Origin of the sequence: Streptomyces sp. R35, from assembly GCF_041053035.1 — a bacterium.
GTDB classification, from domain to species: Bacteria; Actinomycetota; Actinomycetes; order Streptomycetales; family Streptomycetaceae; genus Streptomyces; species Streptomyces lutosisoli.
In genome coordinates this window covers 6,736,244-6,753,218 of sequence record NZ_CP163440.1, presented here as the reverse complement: position 1 = coordinate 6,753,218, position 16,975 = coordinate 6,736,244, and the positions used below count along the sequence as shown (strand labels likewise).

Here is a 16,975-nt window from a genome sequence, read left to right as displayed (position 1 = left end):
AGCGTGGGGACTACTCCCACTCGATGGTGCCCGGCGGCTTCGACGTCACGTCGAGGACAACCCGGTTGACGTCCGCGACCTCGTTCGTGATGCGGGTCGAGATCTTGGCGAGCACCTCGTACGGCAGCCGCGACCAGTCGGCCGTCATGGCGTCCTCGCTCGACACCGGACGGAGCACGATCGGGTGGCCGTACGTCCGGCCGTCGCCCTGGACGCCCACGCTGCGGACGTCCGCGAGCAGGACCACCGGGCACTGCCAGATGTCACGGTCGAGACCGGCGGCCGTCAGCTCCTCGCGGGCGATGGCGTCGGCGTCGCGGAGCAGGTCGAGCCGCTCCTTGGTCACTTCACCGACGATGCGGATGCCGAGGCCGGGGCCCGGGAAAGGCTGGCGCTGGACGATCTCGTCCGGCAGGCCGAGCTCCTGGCCGACCATCCGGACCTCGTCCTTGAACAGCTTGCGCAGCGGCTCGACGAGCTCGAACTCGAGGTCCTCGGGGAGGCCGCCCACGTTGTGGTGGGACTTGATGTTGGCGGTGCCGGTGCCGCCACCGGACTCGACCACGTCCGGGTAGAGGGTGCCCTGGACGAGGAAGGCGACGTCCTCGCCCTCCGCGGCCTCGGCGATGATCTCCGCCTGCGCCTGCTCGAAGACCCGGATGAACTCCCGGCCGATGATCTTCCGCTTCTCCTCGGGGTCGGAGACCCCGGCCAGCGCGGTGAGGAAGCGCTCCTCCGCGTCCACGACCTTCAGCTGTACGCCGGTCGCGGCCACGAAGTCCTTCTCGACCTGCTCGCTCTCGCCCTTGCGCATCAGACCGTGGTCGACGTACACGCAGGTGAGCTGGGAGCCGATGGCCTTGGCGACAAGGGCGGCGGCGACAGCGGAGTCCACGCCGCCGGAGAGGCCGCAGATGGCGCGCTTGGTGCCGACCTGCTCGCGGATGAGGGCGACCTGCTCGTCGATGACGTTGCCGGTGGTCCAGTTGGGCTTGAGGCCCGCGCCCCGGTACAGGAAGTGCTCCAGCACCTGCTGGCCGTGCGTGGAGTGCATGACCTCGGGGTGGTACTGGACCCCGTACAGCTTCTTCTCGTCGTTCTCGAAGGCCGCGACCGGGACGACGTCCGTGGAGGCCGTGACGGTGAAGCCCTCGGGGGCGGCGGAGCAGGCGTCGCCGTGGGACATCCACACCGACTGCTCGTCCGGGGTGCCCTCGAAGAGGGTGGAGGACGACCTGGAGACATGCAGCGGCGTACGGCCGTACTCGCGGGCGCCCGTGTTGTCGACGGTGCCGCCGAGGGTCGTCGCCATCAGCTGGAAGCCGTAGCACATGCCGAAGACGGGGACGCCGGACTCGAAGAGCTCGCGGTCGAGGCGGGGGGCGCTCTCCGCGTACACCGACGAGGGGCCGCCGGAGAGGATGATCGCCGCCGGGTTCTTGGCGAGCATCTCCGCGACCGGCATGGTGCTCGGCACGATCTCGCTGTACACCCGGGCCTCGCGGACTCGGCGGGCGATGAGCTGGGCGTACTGCGCACCGAAGTCGACGACCAGGACGGTGTCGGGGGTGGCGGCAGCGGGGGTCGCTGATGACACGGGTTGCCTTCCGGCGGTGAGCGAGGGGTCTGTGTTGCCGATTCTACCGGGGGCTGGCACGGACGTGCCTACGCCGAGGTTTTTCGCCCCCGCCGCCCCTACCCGTCCCATCCCGTACCTGGGGGCTGCGCCCCCAGGCCCCCCTGCGTAGTTCGTCGGCTGCGGGCCGGTGGGGGTTGCTCGCGCAGTTCCCCGCGCCCCTGAGGCGCGGGGCTTCGCCCCGCGATCCCCCGCCCGCCCCCGCCTTTAAGGGGCGCGGGGAACTGCGCAATCTTTTGGACCAGCCCCCACCCACCCGCACCCGACCCACAACCCATCCCGGGGTCGAAGGGGCGGAGAAACGCATGGCTGGGCACCCGAGTCTCACCATCCGAACCAACCTGGTCCCGGCACGCCCACCCGGGCATACTGCCCCCATGCTCACGCACACGACCTTCCTGTTTACCTATGGCAACCGGCCCACCGGCTGCCATGGTCGTGCTGCTTGAGCAACTGACAAGCGACTTCCCAGGCGCCCCGGGCCGACAAGGCCCGGGGCGTCTGCCGTTTCCGGGCCCTGCCGCTCCGGGGCACCCCTTCCGAGAAACCAGAGGAGCCCCACCATGGCCGACGTACTCGACAAGACCGGCGCCCGCACCGACGAGGCCGCCGACGTGATCACCGGCGCCCGCGAACGCATCGACGCCCTCGACGACCGCATCATCGGCCTCGTACAGGAACGGATGGCCGTCTCGGCGGTGATCCAGAAGGCCCGGATCGAGTCCGGTGGCCGTCGCGTGAACCTGTCCCGCGAGATGGAGGTCCTCGGCCACTTCAGCGACGCGCTGGGCAAGCCGGGCACCGCGCTGGCCATGACGCTGCTGGAGCTGTGCCGCGGCCGCATCTGAACCCCGTGCGGAACGTGCATGGCGTACGCACGTACGCATCCCGTCTCACCCGTACGGCGCGTGACCGGGCCCCCGCGGGCTTCGTTGGTCCCGGTGTCCGTGTCAGCCAGGGGCGGGCCCGAAAGAACCACGCGTGGCTGGCTCCGCTGGAGCGATGAGACGTACAGATCGTGCTGTGCGTCGTGGGACCTCGCTCCAGGGTGTGACCGGACGGCAGGGGACAGCAGCCCGGTCACTCAAGAGAACGGCCGGCTCCGGGGACGCCCGGGGCCGACCGGCGGAATCTGTTCAGAGGTGGTCGCGACGGTTGCGGAGGCCGTCGCCCATCCAGCACGATGCGAGAACAGCCCAAGTTCACTGCCAATGGTCGACACCACGTGCGCGCCCCTGTGCGCCGGGGCGCACGACCGGAGGCCACCCGAACCAGCGGCGCAACCCCCCGGCGCCGCCCCCAGGCACCGGCGCTGCCCTGACGTCGGTGCTGACGAAAGAAGGGCCCCGCAGATCCGTCCTGCGGGGCCCTTCGTCATGCCCTCGCTCGCTCTCGCTCCTCGCCGAACGATTCAGGTGCGGGACACCGTGCCGCAGGTCCCGGAATGCTGGATGTCGCGGCTCCGGTCGTACGGGTCGGTGGTCGGACCGGTCGGGGCCGCTCCGGTGGGGGCGGCCGAGGGGAACTGCGGGTGCAGGAAGCCGTCGTAGACGGCGCAGGCCGAGTTGGCGAGATCCTCGTCGTACCGGACGACCGACAACTTGCCGGGGGTGACCCGGTACTTCGTCGGGTCGGAGACCTCCAGGTCGAGGACGCGGCGCACGATGGTGCGGGTCACCTCGGTCGAACCGCCGTCAGAGCCCTGGTCCGAGCTCTGGTCCGAGCCCTGGTCGGCGGGGGCCACCGGATAGACGAAGGTGTAGTCGACGTGGATGGCGACGGACGCGTGCTCGCCCGCCTTGAACGTCATACGGCCGCGGGTCTTGACCACATCGCCGACCAGCCGCGTCTCCTCGGGATCGAACCGGCTGAACAGCGACAGCGGATCATGCCCCTTGCCGGGCTCGCGCAGCCAGCTCCGCGCATCGTCGAGCATCTTGGGCTGCTTCGGGTCGAGCGTGCCGAGTGCGGCCTCGGGGCGTTCGCCGCGCAGGGTCGTGGGGTTGAGGTTCGCGTCGACGAGAAGGGTCTTCGTCTGCCGCAGGGCGGTGGCCACCTGGGCCCGCGTGAGTGAACCGACCGGCGTGACCTCGGGTACGACGATGCCGGCCGCGCCGTCGGCCCAGCGCTCGGCGGGCGATCCGGCGAACGGCCTGTCCAGGGTGGGTGTGTCGGGCGCCACGGAGGAGGGCGCAGCGGTCGGGGGTGCGGTTTCGGCGGGCAGCGTGGCGGCGGCCGTGGGCCCGTCGGACGACGTGCCGAAGGGATCGCCGGGCAGCAGCGACGGCTTCATCGCCACCACCGCGACGGCTGCCGCGAGCGGTACGCCGATGATCGCCCACAGGCGGCGGCGCCGAGCCGCGCGACCGTTCATTTCGCGCCATGCGGGGGCCGCCCGCCAGCTCTCCGGCTGAGCGCCCCGCGCTTCCTCCTGCCGCAGCCGCTCGGTCACCATGCGCGCCCGCGCGGACGGCTCCTTCGGCGCCGACGTACGGATGTCGCGTTCGGTGTCGCGCGCGAAGCGCTCCCACACGTCGTCAGGGACAGAGGGCGGCTCGGGTTCCCCCGGCCCTTCGGACTGCTCGGGCTGCTCGGGCTGCTTGTCAGACACGAGGGACATTTCTAAGTGGATCGAAAGCCCTTGCACAAGCAGCACCTGGGTGTGACTCAGCCCACATAAAAATTCTGTGAGAGGACGGACAACCATTCACAGCATCCATGGGTCACACCTGCTGAACCACCGGCCACACCCGCGCCCCACACGCGGAGGCCTCACAACACACTCGAGCGCCGCGATGCCGCGGCGCACCTGGACTTCCGAGGTCTTCATGAAGCTTCGCCGTGCCATGGCCGTCGCGGCCGCGACGGCTGCCATAGCCCCGCTGGCGCTGCTGTCGGCGCCGGCCGCGTTCGCCGACGAGACGGCCACCCCGGTCGCGAGTGCGTCCGCGCCCGAATCCGAGTCTCCGAGCGAGTCGGCGACGCCGACCGCGCCCGAGACCACCCCCGAGGCGACCGCCTCCGCGTCCGTGTCCGAGTCCGCGAGCGAGACCGCTCCGGCCCCGAGCGACTCCGCGAGCGCGTCCGCCTCCGCCTCCACCCCGGCGCCGAGCACCTCCGCGCCCGAGGAGTCCGAGTCTCCGGACCCGGAGCCCTCCGCGTGCGAGGACACCAAGGTCGACGTGTCCATCACGGGTCTGCCCGGCAAGATCGCGGCGGGCAGCGGCTGGCACAAGTTCTCCCTGAACGTGCTCAACAACTCCGACTCCAACCTGAGCGACCTCGGCTTCTTCGCCGGCGCGTCCTCCGACCAGGCGGGTGAGGACCTCTTCCAGAGCAAGAAGGTCCAGCTCCAGGCCTACAACCCGGACGACAAGGTCTGGGAGGACGTCGACTCCGAGGGTTACGCGGTCGGCTTCGTCGGCTACACCGACGAGCTCAAGCCCGACTACGAGGTCGACATCCCGCTCCGTATCAACGTGAAGTCCAGCGCCCCGGTCGGCGCCGGCTTCTCCCTCGGCGCCAGCATCTACGGCGACGCCGACGCGGAGTGCACGGGCATCGGCGAGGTCGCGTACAAGTTCCAGATCGTCGCCGCCGGCACGGACACCGACGGCACCAAGCCGCAGGAAGGCGGCGAGGCTCCGGTCTCGGACAAGCCCGCCGACAAGGGCAACACGCCGGAGGTCGACGGCAGCCTCGCCGAGACCGGCTCCAGCTCCGCCCTGCCGCTGATCGGCCTCACCGGCGGTCTCGCCGTCGTCGCCGGTGCCGGTGCGGTGTTCGTCGTTCGTCGCCGCAAGTCGGGTGACGCGACCGCGTAAGGCGGCCGGAGACAGTCCACGTAGGCATCACGCCTCGTAAGAGAAGAAGGACCTGCGCTCGGAGGGGGGCGCAGGTCCTTCTTTCTCTGTCTGTACGGGGGGTTACTTTCTTTGTCCGTACGGGGATTAACAGGTGCCGCGGGGTGACGACTTCGGCGGCCGGGTTACGACTACGACTTCGGCGGCACCGTCGGCATCCCCAGGAACGGCAGCTTCAGCGCACCGAAGGCGTCCGCGGGGACGGCCGGGTGCTGCGGCTCGACCGGCGCGAGGCGCTCGTACGCCGCGCCCGGCGCCGGGCGCGGGTCGGCCTCGCCCTTGTTGGGCCAGTACGACATCGCGCGCTCCGCCTGGGCGGTGATGGTGAGCGACGGGTTGACGCCGAGGTTGGCGGAGACCGCGGCGCCGTCGACGACGGAGATGCCCGGGTGGCCGTACAGCCGGTGGTACGGGTCGATGACCCCGTCCTCGGCACTGGCGCCGATGGGGCAGCCGCCCAGGAAGTGCGCGGTCAGCGGCGTACCCATCAGCTCACCGACGTTGCTCCCAGCGAAGCCGTTGATCTCGGCGGCGATCGCGGAGGCGGCCTCCGAAGCGGCCCTGATCTGCTTGGGGTTGGGGGAACCGTGACCCTGACGTGCCGTCAGCAGCCCTTTCCCCGCGCCCTTCGGCTTCAGATGGGTCGTCAGTGAGTTGTCGAGGGACTGCATCACCAATCCGATGATGGTCCGCTCGGACCACTTGCGGTTGGAGAGTGAGCGGAGCACCAGCAGCGGATGCCTCGCGGCGTTGGCCAGCCAGCCCACCACCCTCGACGAGCCCTCCGCGTACGGGACTTGGAGGATGGACAGGCCGCCCATCGAGTTGGATCCCTTGCCGTAGCGGACCGGCTCGATGTGGGTGTTCTCGTCGGGGTGGATCGAGGACGTGATGGCGACTCCGCGCGTGAAGTCGACCTTCGGCTCACCGGTGGCCCTGCGGTAGCGGCGGTTGTCGGTCTGCGCGCCCACGAGGGCCTCGGAGTTGGTGCGGGTGAGCTCGCCCAACTTGGGTGAGATGTACGGGAGTTGACCGCCTGCCTTCATGCGGTGCAGGAGCGTCTGGGTGCCGTACGTTCCGGCGGCGATGACGACCCTCCGAGCCTTGAACGTCCGCCCGGCGGCCTTGCGCTTCTCGTCCGTGGGGAGGGTCTGGACCGCGTACCCGCCCTGCGAGTCGTCGGTGACGGACACGACGGTCGTCATGGGGTGGACGACGGCGCCCGCCTTCTCGGCGAGGTGGAGATAGTTCTCGTTGAGGGTGTTCTTCGCGCCGTGGCGGCAGCCGGTCATGCACTCGCCGCACTCGGTGCAGGCCTTGCGGGCGGGACCGGCGCCACCGAAGTACGGGTCGGCGACCTCCTCGCCGGCCTTGGCCTTCGCGCTTCCGTCGGCGTCCTCCCCGTCCCCGAAGAAGACGCCCACCGGCGCCATGTGGAAGGTGTCGCCGACGCCCATCCGCTCGGCGGCCGCCTTGAGATGGACGTCCGACGGCGTCATGGTCGGGTTGAGCCGCACGCCCAGCATGCGCCGGGCCTGGTCGTAGTACGGCTTCAACTCCCCTTCCCAGTCGGTGATGTCCTTCCACTGCGGGTCCTCGAAGAAGGGCTTCGGCGGTACGTAGAGGGTGTTGGCGTAGTTCAGGGAACCGCCGCCGACGCCGGCGCCCGCCAGCACCATCACATTGCCCAGCAGATGGATGCGCTGGATGCCGTACATGCCGAGCTTCGGGGCCCAGAGGTAGTTCTTGATGTCCCAGGAGTTCTTGGGCAGCGCGTCACGGGTGAAGCGGCGGCCCGCTTCGAGGACGCCGACGCGGTAGCCCTTCTCCGTCAGCCGCAGGGCGGTGACGGAGCCGCCGAAGCCGGAGCCGACGACGATGACGTCATAGTCGTAGGCCGCTTCGGGAGCTGCTTCAGGGGCTGCTTCAGGGGCTGCTTCAGGGGCTGCCTCGTGCGCCGCTTCGCGCGGCCCTTCGTCCGGCTGGTTCTGGACGGAGTTCTCCTGTGACACGTGCTGCTCTCCTCGTTGAGAACGGGGTTGAGACCTAGCGGAGGCGCAACGCCTTCATGACCTTGAGGCTCCGGCTCATGAAGGCCGCGTACCCCTCGTCGTCCATGCCGAGCGACGGCGCCATCGGCAGCAGCCGCTGCTGGGCGACGGTCTGCGCCTCGGTGTACTTGAGGATGCCCTCGGAGCCGTGCCGGCGGCCGAGGCCGGAGTCCTTCATGCCGCCCATGGGCGACTGGACGCTGCCGTACGCGGGCGCGTACCCCTCGTTGACGTTCACCGTCCCGGTGCGCAGCCGGGCCGCGACGGCGCGCCCCCTCCGCCCGTCCTTGGTCCAGACGGACGAATTGAGGCCGTACGGCGTGGAGTTGGCGAGTTCGACCACCTCGTCCTCGGTCTTGAACCGGTAGAGGGAGACGACGGGCCCGAAGGTCTCCTCGGCGCAGACGGCCATGGGGGCTTCGACGCCGTCGAGGATGGTGGGCTCGAAGAAGTAGGGCCCGATGTCCGGGCGAGCCACACCACCCGCGACCACCTTGGCCCCCTTCGCCACGGCCTCCTCCACATGCCGCGTCACGGTCTCCAGCTGCCGCTCCCCGACGAGCGAGCCCATGTCGGCGCCGTACGCGAGCGACGTGCCGAGCCGCATGGCCTTGGTACGGGCGGCGAACCGCTCCGCGAACGCGTCGGCGATCGACTCGTGGACGTACAACCGCTCGATGGAGATGCAGAGTTGACCGGCGGAGGAGAAACACGCGCGGACGGCGCCCGCGGCGGCCTTGTCGATGTCGGCGTCCTCAAGGACCACCATGGCGTTCTTGCCGCCGAGTTCGAGGGAGACACCGACGAGCCGGGCGGCGGCGCCCTGCGCGACCTCACGCCCGGTCCGGGTGGAGCCGGTGAAGGAGACGTAGTCGGCGTGCTTGACGACCTCGGGGCCGACAACAGGCCCGTCCCCGATGACGACTTGGAACACCTCGGCGGGCAGCCCGGCCTCGACGAGCAGGTCACGCGCCCAGAGGGCGGTGAGGCAGGTCTCGGTGTCGGGCTTCATGACGACGGCGTTGCCGGCGACGAAGGCGGGCAGCGCGTCGCCGACGGACAGTTCGAGGGGGTAGTTCCAGGGCGCGATCTGGCCGACGACCCCGCGCGGGTGGCGCAGCTCGGTGACCTTGGTGAGGGTCGGGACGGCGCCGGTGTGCCGCTTGGGACGGAGGTACGAGGGTGCCTTGCGCCCGTAGTGCCGCGCGGCGACGACCACGGCCTGCACTTCCTCGTGCGCGTGCAGCCGGGCCTTGCCGGTCTCCAGCTGGATGAGGTCGAGCACCTCGGCCTGGCGGGCGAGCACGAGGTCGTGGAAGCGGAGGAGTACGGCGGCGCGCTGCCGCACCGGGGTGGCACCCCAGGCGACCTGGGCGGCGCGGGCCCGCTCGAAGGCCTTGGCCACGTCCTCGGGGGTGGACTCGGGCAGATCGGCCAGCTTCTCGCCGGTGAACGGCGTGTGATTGGCGGTCCGCCCGGAACCGACCACACCCTTGGTGAGCTGCGCGACCAGCTCGGGGGTGACCACGTCGACGGCGGTCCGGGCCCCTGCGGGGGCGGGGGCCAGGGGGTTGGTACCGACCTTGGCGGCAGCGCCGGTGGTGTCGCCCGTGGCGTCCGTGACATCCGTGACATCCGTGGCGTCCGTGCCGGGGGCGTCCGTACCGGCGTCTTCCTTGGCCTGCTCCGCGGCCTGCGAGTCCGTCATGAGCCGCAGGGTATGCCCGACCGGCGGCTTTGGGTACCCGTCGGTAATCGGCTTTCACCGACCGCACACACGGCGCCAGTGATCGCTGGCAACGAATGCGCTGATCAGGGCGTTGTTCGCCCGACGATCACGGGTTGATCACTCCTGGACATCCTTCTCGGCGTTCTTCTTGGCGTCCTGCTGGGCCTCACCGTCCGGGCGGGCGGCGAACCCGGAGGTGTCGAGCTCGAAGTCGAAGGGTGCGGGTACGTGGAGGGGCTTCCCGAAGGGGACGGTGGTCCGCGACCGGTATCCCTTCCCCGACGGGTCCCAGAACGCGGTGATCTCCTCCACCTGCATGTCGAGCATGAGGTAGACGGGCACGACGCGCCCATAGGTGTCCACCTTGTCGAGCCAGTCGGCGTCCTTGGTGGACGCGGAGGTCAACTCAGCGACCAGGGAGAGTGCCGCTCCGTCGGCGTGCCGACCTTCGGCGTCGAAAGCGGCTTCGTCCGCTACGTGGAGGTCGGGGCCGAATCCCCGCTCCGCCCCCGGAAAGGTGAAGAGAAAAGGCGCCACGTCAACGTCGTGCCCCACCGGCGCGTGAGGCTCAAGCTGCAGGCGCAGCGACTTCATCACCCTCTTGTAGCGCAGCTTCGACCACGGCGACACGACGATCTTCCCCCGGATGAGTTCGGCCTTGTAGCCGTCAGGTGTGTCCAGCTCCTCGACAATCCGGAGCATGTCCTCAAAGGCTCCGGTTGGAGGAGCGTCTATGGCCGCCGGGCGCTCGCTCATGATGGTCACCGCGGTCCTCCACCGATTACAGGGCGTGTCGCTGCCTCCACGGTAGCGCCATGAAGATTCCGCCGCCCGCTGCTCGGCGGCCCTCACTCCGCAGCCATACGGTCGGCAGCCGGCGCCTCGACCTCGCACCACAACAGCTTCCCGCCCCGCCCGAAGAGGTCGTCGCCAAGCGGGTAGCCGCCCCATGCGTCCGCGTAGTGACATACGAGGAACAGTCCACGTCCGCCGTCCGCCTCGGCCGGGACGGGGTGGAGCGGGCCCGGGCGCTTGTCGAAAGGGGGCGGGATGTGCGGGTTGGCATCCCAGACGCTCAGCCTCAGGCGGACGCCGCCGAGGGCGCGGAGGCGGAGGGTCGCGGGGCCGGTGGAGTGCCGGTAGGCGTTCGTGACGAGTTCGGAGGTCAACAGTTCGGCGGTGTCGGTGAGTTGGGTCAGGCCATGTCCGGCGAGGACGGCTCGGAGGGTGACTCGGGCGATGCGCGGGGCGAGTCGGTCGTGCGGCAACTGGAGGGCGTACGCCCACGATGCGGACGCATCGGACTTCGGCGGGGATACGGTGACCATGAACGCCTCCTGCGGTGGGGGGATTTGGGTTCGCCCTACAGGGCCCGACTGGGCGGTGGCATGCCGCGAGCTTGCTTGTTGGCGGGCAGCGCGGTGCGCTTCCGGCTTACCGGTGGGGCCAGTTGGGCGGCTTGGGACTCACCGTAGACTGCGGATGCTGAAGGTTTTGCATAGAAGGGCAAAACCTTCAGGCATTTACCTCGTGTGAGTGACCACCACGCCAGGTGTACGGAACGGAGCTAGGACATGGCACCGAGGAGCGCACCGTCAGCGCGCCGCCTCCGCATCGGCGTCGAGCTGCGCCGGCTGCGCGAACGTGCGGGCATGACTGCGGCAGAGGCGGCTCGCGCCCTGGGCACGACTCAAGGCCAGATGAGCAACATCGAGGCCAACCGATTCGGCGTGAGCGCCGACCGCGTGCGCACCCTCGCCCACATCTACGACTGCACCGACCAGCCACTGGTCGACGCCCTCGCGGACATGGCCGCCGACCGCACGCGCGGCTGGTGGGAGGAGTACCGCGACACCCTGCCCTCGCCCCACCTGGACGTGGCCGAGATGGAACACCACGCCACCGCGCTGCGCGTCGCCCAGGTCATCAACATTCCCGGCCTGCTCCAGACACCCGACCACGCCCGTGCCCTCTTCGGCGAAGCCGTCCCGGCGCTACGCCCTCACGAGATCGAACACCGCGTCTCGCACCGCATCAAACGCCAGGTCATCCTCTTCCGAGACCATCCGGTGCAGTACACCGCGATCATCCACGTGGCCGCCCTGCGCATGCAGTTCGGTGGCCGCGAGGTGACCCGGGGCCAGCTCCGCCACCTCATCGAGATCAGCGAACAACCGCACGTCACCCTTCGCGTCATCCCCTTCGACGGAACCTCGTTCCCGACCGCAGGTCACGGGCTCGACTACGCGCACGGCCCGGTAACCGCCCTTGACACCGCGCAGTTGGATACGAGCCACGGCAGCGAACTCATCGACGCCGCCGGGAAGTTGGAGACGTACCGACTGGTCTTGGACCGCATGGAGCGGGCGACCCTCAAACCCACAGCATCCCGAGACCTCATCCACCGCATCGCCAAGGACACCTGAGGACCGACACTCCATGACCAAACTCAACTGGCAGAAGTCCACCTACAGCGAGTCGGGGGCCTCCTGCGTCTACCTCGCCACCACCCCCGCCGGAACGATCCTCCTCCGCGAAAGCGACGAACCGGAGGTCGTCCTCACCACCGGCCGACGCCAGATCGACGCCCTGATAACCACCTTGCGGGATTCGGATCAGGGCCTTTCCTGACGTCACATGCGATGGCCTTGAGCGACACAGGACTCTTCATAGTCCCAGAGTTCGCTATTCAGTCCCGCCTCAACGATGGTCATCACCGAACGGTATTCGTCGAAGAAGATGATGCGCAATGTCGAATGACCCCGGACAGACAGGAGTTCTTCGAACTCGAACTCGCCGGCGCCTCCCGCGGAGTAGGAGACCAGGTCCCCTTTACTCACCCCCTCGACAAAGAACGGAATGCTGACGAGCTCACACACCGAATCCGACATCCGCTTCGCTCAAAGCCTGACCCCACTTTCCTGAACTACTCGCTCAACCGCGGCGCAGAAGCAGACCCCACTGACCGATGGAAAAGCACCCGCACCGACCGCCCCCTTTCGCACCCACCCCCCGCCCCCTACCATCGACGCTCGCGCGTCAGTGTTCTCCCCAGGGGGCAGGAGAGGCATGGACAACGAACCTCAGCGGCGGGTGCTTCGGAACACGGCGCTTTTCAAGGTTCCGGTCATCCTTCTCGGTCTGGCCGCGTTGGTGCTCGTGTGGAGCGTCGTGCGGGTCAACGTACCGGCTTCGGCCCGGGACTCCTGGCCCTGGAAGCTCGAACTGCTCGATGTCCAGTCCGCCACCACCGCCACCACCGTCACCGCCGGGCTCATCTTCGCGCGGGCCCAATACGCCTCTGCCGTAAGGCCGATGATCGGCTGGGTGGGATACGTCGTTGCGGTGTCCGAGCTCACCGAACCGCTCGCCTGGATGGTCCGGCTGGTCAACGGGACGGGGGCGGCGGCGCAGTTTCACGATCCGAAGTACCGGGTCGTCCTCCGGGGCGACCCGCAGCCCGGTGCCCGGGTGGCCGCGTCGGCCTGGATGTCCCGGGACGACGCCGTCTCCGTACTGGGCGAGGCGGGGCTGGTGCACGGGGAGGACTACTCGCTGCGTGCGCTCGGGCCGTCCTTTCCGCTGTCCAACTCCAGTCAGAAGGCAGGGATACTCGCCCTCTTCACCCGTCGGGCCATGGCCGAGATCGAGGAGCTCCTGATCCAGGTGGATGCCACGGACCAGGTCGGGGACACACATCGGCGGGTCGTTCACTGCCTTCAGGCCGCCGTCCGGGTTCCCGCGTCCCCGACTCTGGATTGATCAGCCAGACGGAATCGGCGCGACCGTCACCTGGCCGTCCATCAGGCACTCGATGAGGACCGGGCCGCCCAGCGGGTAGATCCAGAAGTGGGGCTCCATGCTCAGGAGTTTCCGTGCGTGGCGTACCGCAGTCTCGGCCGGAATGGTCACCGTCGGGACTCTGAGGTCTCCCCAGAAGACGGCGACGCGCCTGCCTTCCGACACGTAGGGAGTGAGCAGATCCGCCGCGATCTTCGCCCAGTCGTCCTCGTCGCCCCAGCTTCGCCGCTCGTCGTACACGGCCGAGTCCCAGTCGAGGCCGGCGCTCACGGTGGGCGGAAACCTGTTCAGGCTCAGGGCCTCCAGCTCACGGCTCTCGGCGTGGTCCAGTTTCACGACCTGGCTGCCGTCATCGTCGTTCGGGTCGTTCATGAAGCCCGGGAGGTTGCCCGGGCGGCTTCCGTAGGTCATACGACGCCATCCCTCCTACTGGTGGCCTACTGGGCCACTGACACCGTCACGTACGTACCGGACGACTCGACATCCACGTCCGGCCGCACGAGCCGGGAGGCGAACTCCCCCGGCGGGACATCGCGGCACACGAAGACGAAGTGCTGGGCGATCGCCGGTCTGTCGTCCCGGGAGTCGCCGTCGGCGTCCACAGAGGAGTTGGCGCGGGCGGCGGCCTGGCAGAGCACGGAGACGAAGAGCGGCAGGTGGTCGACGTCGAGCAGGAGGTCGGCATCGTCGACGACGACCGCGAGGTCACGGTTCCCGTGCCAGGAGCCGTGCAGGTCGTCCAGGCAGTCGACCAGGGCGTCCCAGTTGTGGCCGAAGTAGCCGGGGAACTCGAGCGAGCGGGCGAAGGCCAGGAACAGGCTCTCGGGGGTGGTCAGTTCCTCTGCCGGCAGGTGAACGACCAGACCTCCCCGCCGCTGCTCCAGTACAGCCAACTGCCGCGCAAGCACCGCGTCACCCTCCGGGGCGAAGACGACCCACGGCTCCTCACGACGAGTGAGCTCGAACGGACTCCGGCCAGGATCGTCCAGGCGCGCCACAGGGCCCTCCTCTATGCCGAGTTGGCGAGAGCTGGACCTTAACAACCGCTGCCAGCTCGGCCGTTCGTCGCCCGTGAGCTCACAGCTCATCCACAGGCCATGTGCCGCGGATCCGGTCAAGCCGGGCGTCAGGATTTTAAGAACTTGACGTTCCCTTGACCTGAGCCTCATAGTCCCTTCACCTCACGAGCATCGAAGGAACCTCCTTAAAAATGAAGAGATTCGCGCTGTCGCGCACCGGCATCGCAGTGGCCGCCTCGGCCCTCTCGCTCGCCCTGGCCACCGGCTGCTCCGACAGCGGATCCGACTCGGGCGACAGCGACAAGGCCGCCGGCTCCGACAAGTCGACGGCCGCCGCGAAGGCCCTGAGCGCCACCGAGTTGAAGAGCCGGATCATCGCGACGGGTGACGTCGACGGGTACAAGGTCGGAGCGGCGGACCAGACCGCCGGGTTCGCGTCCTCCAAGGACGACGTCACGGTCGTTGACGAGAAGTGCGAGCCGCTCGCGTACGTCCTCACCGGGTTCGCGCCCGGCGACTCGGCCGCGTTCGTCAACCGTATGGTCTCGGAGCAGGCCGCCTCGCCCAGCGCGTCCTCCACCAAGAGCTTGGAGGACATGACGGACAAGGAGTTCGAGGAGGCGATGAAGAACATCACCGGCGCCCTCGGGCAGACGGTGACGATCGTCTCGCTCTCGTCGTACGAGGGTGAGGGCGCCCAGAAGACCATGTCCTCGGTCTCCGACGCGATCAAGGGGTGCGCGAGCGGGTTCACGGCCACGCCGAAGGGCGGGGCGAAGGACGACACCGAGAAGTTCACCAAGGTCGAGGCCGAGAAGGCGTCCGGGACCGGCGACGAGTCACTGGCGTTCGCGGTGACCGGTGACGCGGACGGTGACGACGTCGTCGTGCACTGCGAAGTCGTACGCCATGGCAGCACGGTCGCCACGTACTACGCCTTCAGCCTGGCAGCCTTCTCGGGCGAGGGCGGCGCCGGCGACTACGAAATCCCCGCCGACATCATCAAGGCCCAGGCCGCCAAGCTCGCCTGAGGCCGAACCTGAGCCCGGACTTGAGCCCGTACCTGAGCCCGGACCTGAGCCCGGACCTGACCTGGACCTGAGCCCGGAGGCTCGCCTCACAGCTTGTCGATGTCCAGGTTCGCGATCGCCGTCCTGGCGACTTCACGGCCCCGTGCCGTGAAGTCGCCCTGGCCCGGGTAGCTGATCGTGAGCTTGTACATGTCGCCCGCCTTGGACTCGTAGTAGAAGATCTTCAGCTCGCGGAGGCGGGGGTTCTGGCTGTCGGTGGTCGTGTAGGTCACTGTGTTCTCGGCGGACTTGTTGCCCTTGTACGTCGTGTTGTCGTCCGGCGTCGTCTTCGGATTCTCGGGCATGCCGAGGTCGTACTCGCCGTCAGCCTTGAACTTGTCGTTGTCGGCGTACATTTCGGCCGCCGCGGAGTCCTTGATGGTCTTGCTGGTGTCCTCGGACTTCTTGGCGCGGGTCAGGCCGATCCAGATGCTGCCGCTCGGGTCGGTGTATGTGACCCAGTGACCCTTGTCCGTCGACCGGTCCGGCGTGGAGGGCTTGTAGGACGCGGGCGCCGCCAGCGTCGCGGCGACATCCTGCACGTGGTGCTTCTTCCAGCCGTCCGGCAGCGGGCCCGCGAACGGGTCCGCGATCACCAGGTACGCCGCCACCGCCGCCGCGACAACCGCTGCGCCGAGCCCGAACAGGGCCTTACGACCGACACGGAGGCCCTTGCCGCCCGGCCCCTCGATCCGCACGACCTGCGTAGGCGCCGGGGCGGGCGGCTTCGCGGCGTCCTCCAGGAGGCTGCGGACCTGGCCCGCGCCGGGGCGGCGGGAGGGGTCCTTGTCCAGGAGGCCGTTGATGGCCTCGGCGAGCGGGCCGCCGGCCGAACCGGGCGGCGCGGGCGTGGAGTTGAGGACCGACTGGAGGGTGGCGGGCGTGTTGCTGCGGCGGAAGGGGGAGACGCCTTCGGTGGCCGTGTAGAGCACCACGCCGAGCGACCAGAGGTCGGACGCCGGGCCGGGGCGCTGGCCCAACACTCTCTCGGGAGCGATGTATTCGGGTGAGCCGACGAAGCCGCCGGTGTCCGTCAGGTTCGTCTCGCCCTCGATCTGGGCGATGCCGAAGTCGGTGAGGACGACGCGGTCGTAGCGGCCGAGCAGGACGTTGTCGGGCTTGACGTCACGGTGCAGGATGCCCGCCGCGTGCGCGGCCTCCAGGGCGCCGAGCACCTCCAGACCGACACGCGCGGCCTCGCGTACGCCGAGCGTGCCCTCCTGGAGGGCGTCGCCGAGCGAGCGGCCCTGCACCAGCTCCATGACGATCCAGGGCTGTCCGTCCACGACGGCGACATCGTGGACGTTCACGACCGCCGGGTGGTCGAGCCGCGCCGCCGCCCGTGCCTCGCGACGCATTCGCTCGAAGGCGTTGGCGCGTTCGCGATCGGGAAGATGGTCCGGAACGCGCGGCTCCTTGACGGCGACCTCGCGGTCCACCGTCTCATCCTTGGCCCGCCAGACCGTGCCCATGCCGCCGTGGCCGAGCTTGGAGAGAAGCCGGTAGCGCCCGGCGATCAACCGCCCGGCGCCCGGCTCCTGAGCGTCCACCTGGGCATCCGTCAGCGCCTGCTGCTGCGGTACGACCTGAGTGGGCGCGGCGTACGGATTCCCCGGGTACGGGACCGCGGGAGGCTGTCCGGGACCACCCGGCTGCTGCCCCGGCACCGCCGGACGCGGCGGTTGCAGACCAAAACTCGTTGGCTCGTCGGATCCGTAAGGGACTCCCCCGTTGTTGCTCATAAGTCCATCTCTATCGCGGCAGGCGCTCCGTCATCCAGCCCCATTCCTTCGTGGTCACACACCC

The 16,975-nt window shown here is 69.2% G+C and carries 16 protein-coding genes; 6 read left to right on the top strand and 10 right to left on the bottom strand.

The features are described 5' to 3' along the window. Window positions 1-10 precede the first annotated feature (10 nt). Complete coding sequence (gene guaA, locus AB5J50_RS30775) at window positions 11-1,597, bottom strand: glutamine-hydrolyzing GMP synthase (RefSeq protein WP_369261399.1); 1,587 nt, start codon at window positions 1,595-1,597, stop codon at window positions 11-13. 602 nt (window positions 1,598-2,199) lie between these two features. Between guaA and AB5J50_RS30770 the strand changes: the two genes are divergently transcribed. Further along, window positions 2,200-2,484 carry a chorismate mutase gene (locus AB5J50_RS30770; RefSeq protein ID WP_327431083.1) on the top strand — a complete coding sequence of 95 codons (285 nt, stop codon included), beginning with the start codon at window positions 2,200-2,202 and terminating at the stop codon, window positions 2,482-2,484. Window positions 2,485-3,047: 563 nt separating this feature from the next. Here the strand turns inward: AB5J50_RS30770 and AB5J50_RS30765 are convergent. Beyond that, window positions 3,048-4,256 carry a hypothetical protein gene (locus AB5J50_RS30765; RefSeq protein ID WP_369261398.1) on the bottom strand — a complete coding sequence of 403 codons (1,209 nt, stop codon included), beginning with the start codon at window positions 4,254-4,256 and terminating at the stop codon, window positions 3,048-3,050. A gap of 208 nt (window positions 4,257-4,464) precedes the next feature. On the opposite strand from AB5J50_RS30765, the gene AB5J50_RS30760 reads away from it, so the two are divergent. Continuing rightward, the gene (locus tag AB5J50_RS30760) at window positions 4,465-5,460 is read left to right on the top strand and encodes an LAETG motif-containing sortase-dependent surface protein (protein WP_369261397.1); all 996 of its coding nucleotides are present in this window, start codon (window positions 4,465-4,467) and stop codon (window positions 5,458-5,460) included. A 170-nt stretch (window positions 5,461-5,630) separates the two neighbouring features. On the opposite strand, the gene AB5J50_RS30755 is transcribed toward AB5J50_RS30760, so the two are convergent. The 4 genes from AB5J50_RS30755 to AB5J50_RS30740 all read right to left on the bottom strand — a co-directional run bounded on the left by AB5J50_RS30755 (window position 5,631) and on the right by AB5J50_RS30740 (window position 10,607). Then, the gene (locus tag AB5J50_RS30755; RefSeq protein WP_369265555.1) at window positions 5,631-7,379 is read right to left on the bottom strand and encodes a GMC oxidoreductase; all 1,749 of its coding nucleotides are present in this window, start codon (window positions 7,377-7,379) and stop codon (window positions 5,631-5,633) included. Window positions 7,380-7,545: 166 nt separating this feature from the next. After that, window positions 7,546-9,258, bottom strand: a complete 1,713-nt coding sequence (locus AB5J50_RS30750) for a succinic semialdehyde dehydrogenase (RefSeq protein WP_369261396.1) — start codon at window positions 9,256-9,258, stop codon at window positions 7,546-7,548. A 138-nt stretch (window positions 9,259-9,396) separates the two neighbouring features. Beyond that, window positions 9,397-10,131, bottom strand: a complete 735-nt coding sequence (locus AB5J50_RS30745; protein ID WP_369261395.1) for a Uma2 family endonuclease — start codon at window positions 10,129-10,131, stop codon at window positions 9,397-9,399. After that, the gene (locus tag AB5J50_RS30740) at window positions 10,128-10,607 is read right to left on the bottom strand and encodes an ATP-binding protein (RefSeq protein WP_369261394.1); all 480 of its coding nucleotides are present in this window, start codon (window positions 10,605-10,607) and stop codon (window positions 10,128-10,130) included. Before AB5J50_RS30740 ends, AB5J50_RS30745 begins: the two co-directional genes overlap by 4 nt. 246 nt (window positions 10,608-10,853) lie before the next feature. On the opposite strand from AB5J50_RS30740, the gene AB5J50_RS30735 reads away from it, so the two are divergent. Together AB5J50_RS30735 and AB5J50_RS30730 are read left to right on the top strand one after the other, a co-directional pair. Further along, window positions 10,854-11,705 carry a helix-turn-helix domain-containing protein gene (locus tag AB5J50_RS30735; RefSeq protein ID WP_369261393.1) on the top strand — a complete coding sequence of 284 codons (852 nt, stop codon included), beginning with the start codon at window positions 10,854-10,856 and terminating at the stop codon, window positions 11,703-11,705. A gap of 13 nt (window positions 11,706-11,718) precedes the next feature. Next, on the top strand, window positions 11,719-11,910 hold the full coding sequence (locus AB5J50_RS30730) for a DUF397 domain-containing protein (protein WP_369261392.1): 192 nt from the start codon (window positions 11,719-11,721) through the stop codon (window positions 11,908-11,910). 2 nt (window positions 11,911-11,912) lie between these two features. Here the strand turns inward: AB5J50_RS30730 and AB5J50_RS30725 are convergent, their stop codons facing one another. After that, on the bottom strand, window positions 11,913-12,170 hold the full coding sequence (locus AB5J50_RS30725) for a DUF4265 domain-containing protein (protein ID WP_369261391.1): 258 nt from the start codon (window positions 12,168-12,170) through the stop codon (window positions 11,913-11,915). Between the two features lie 178 nt (window positions 12,171-12,348). On the opposite strand from AB5J50_RS30725, the gene AB5J50_RS30720 reads away from it, so the two are divergent. After that, window positions 12,349-13,041: a hypothetical protein gene (locus AB5J50_RS30720; protein WP_369261390.1), complete on the top strand. Its 693-nt coding sequence runs from the start codon at window positions 12,349-12,351 to the stop codon at window positions 13,039-13,041. Here the strand turns inward: AB5J50_RS30720 and AB5J50_RS30715 are convergent, their stop codons facing one another. Beyond that, on the bottom strand, window positions 13,042-13,491 hold the full coding sequence (locus AB5J50_RS30715) for a hypothetical protein (RefSeq protein WP_369261389.1): 450 nt from the start codon (window positions 13,489-13,491) through the stop codon (window positions 13,042-13,044). Window positions 13,492-13,517: 26 nt separating this feature from the next. Beyond that, window positions 13,518-14,078 carry a barstar family protein gene (locus AB5J50_RS30710; protein WP_369261388.1) on the bottom strand — a complete coding sequence of 187 codons (561 nt, stop codon included), beginning with the start codon at window positions 14,076-14,078 and terminating at the stop codon, window positions 13,518-13,520. 212 nt (window positions 14,079-14,290) lie between these two features. Between AB5J50_RS30710 and AB5J50_RS30705 the strand changes: the two genes are divergently transcribed. Next, window positions 14,291-15,130, top strand: a complete 840-nt coding sequence (locus AB5J50_RS30705) for a hypothetical protein (protein WP_369261387.1) — start codon at window positions 14,291-14,293, stop codon at window positions 15,128-15,130. An 86-nt stretch (window positions 15,131-15,216) separates the two neighbouring features. Here AB5J50_RS30705 and AB5J50_RS30700 read toward each other — a convergent pair whose 3' ends face one another. Then, window positions 15,217-16,911, bottom strand: coding sequence for a serine/threonine-protein kinase (locus AB5J50_RS30700; RefSeq protein WP_369261386.1), 1,695 nt, complete (start codon window positions 16,909-16,911; stop codon window positions 15,217-15,219). Window positions 16,912-16,975: the final 64 nt, after the last annotated feature.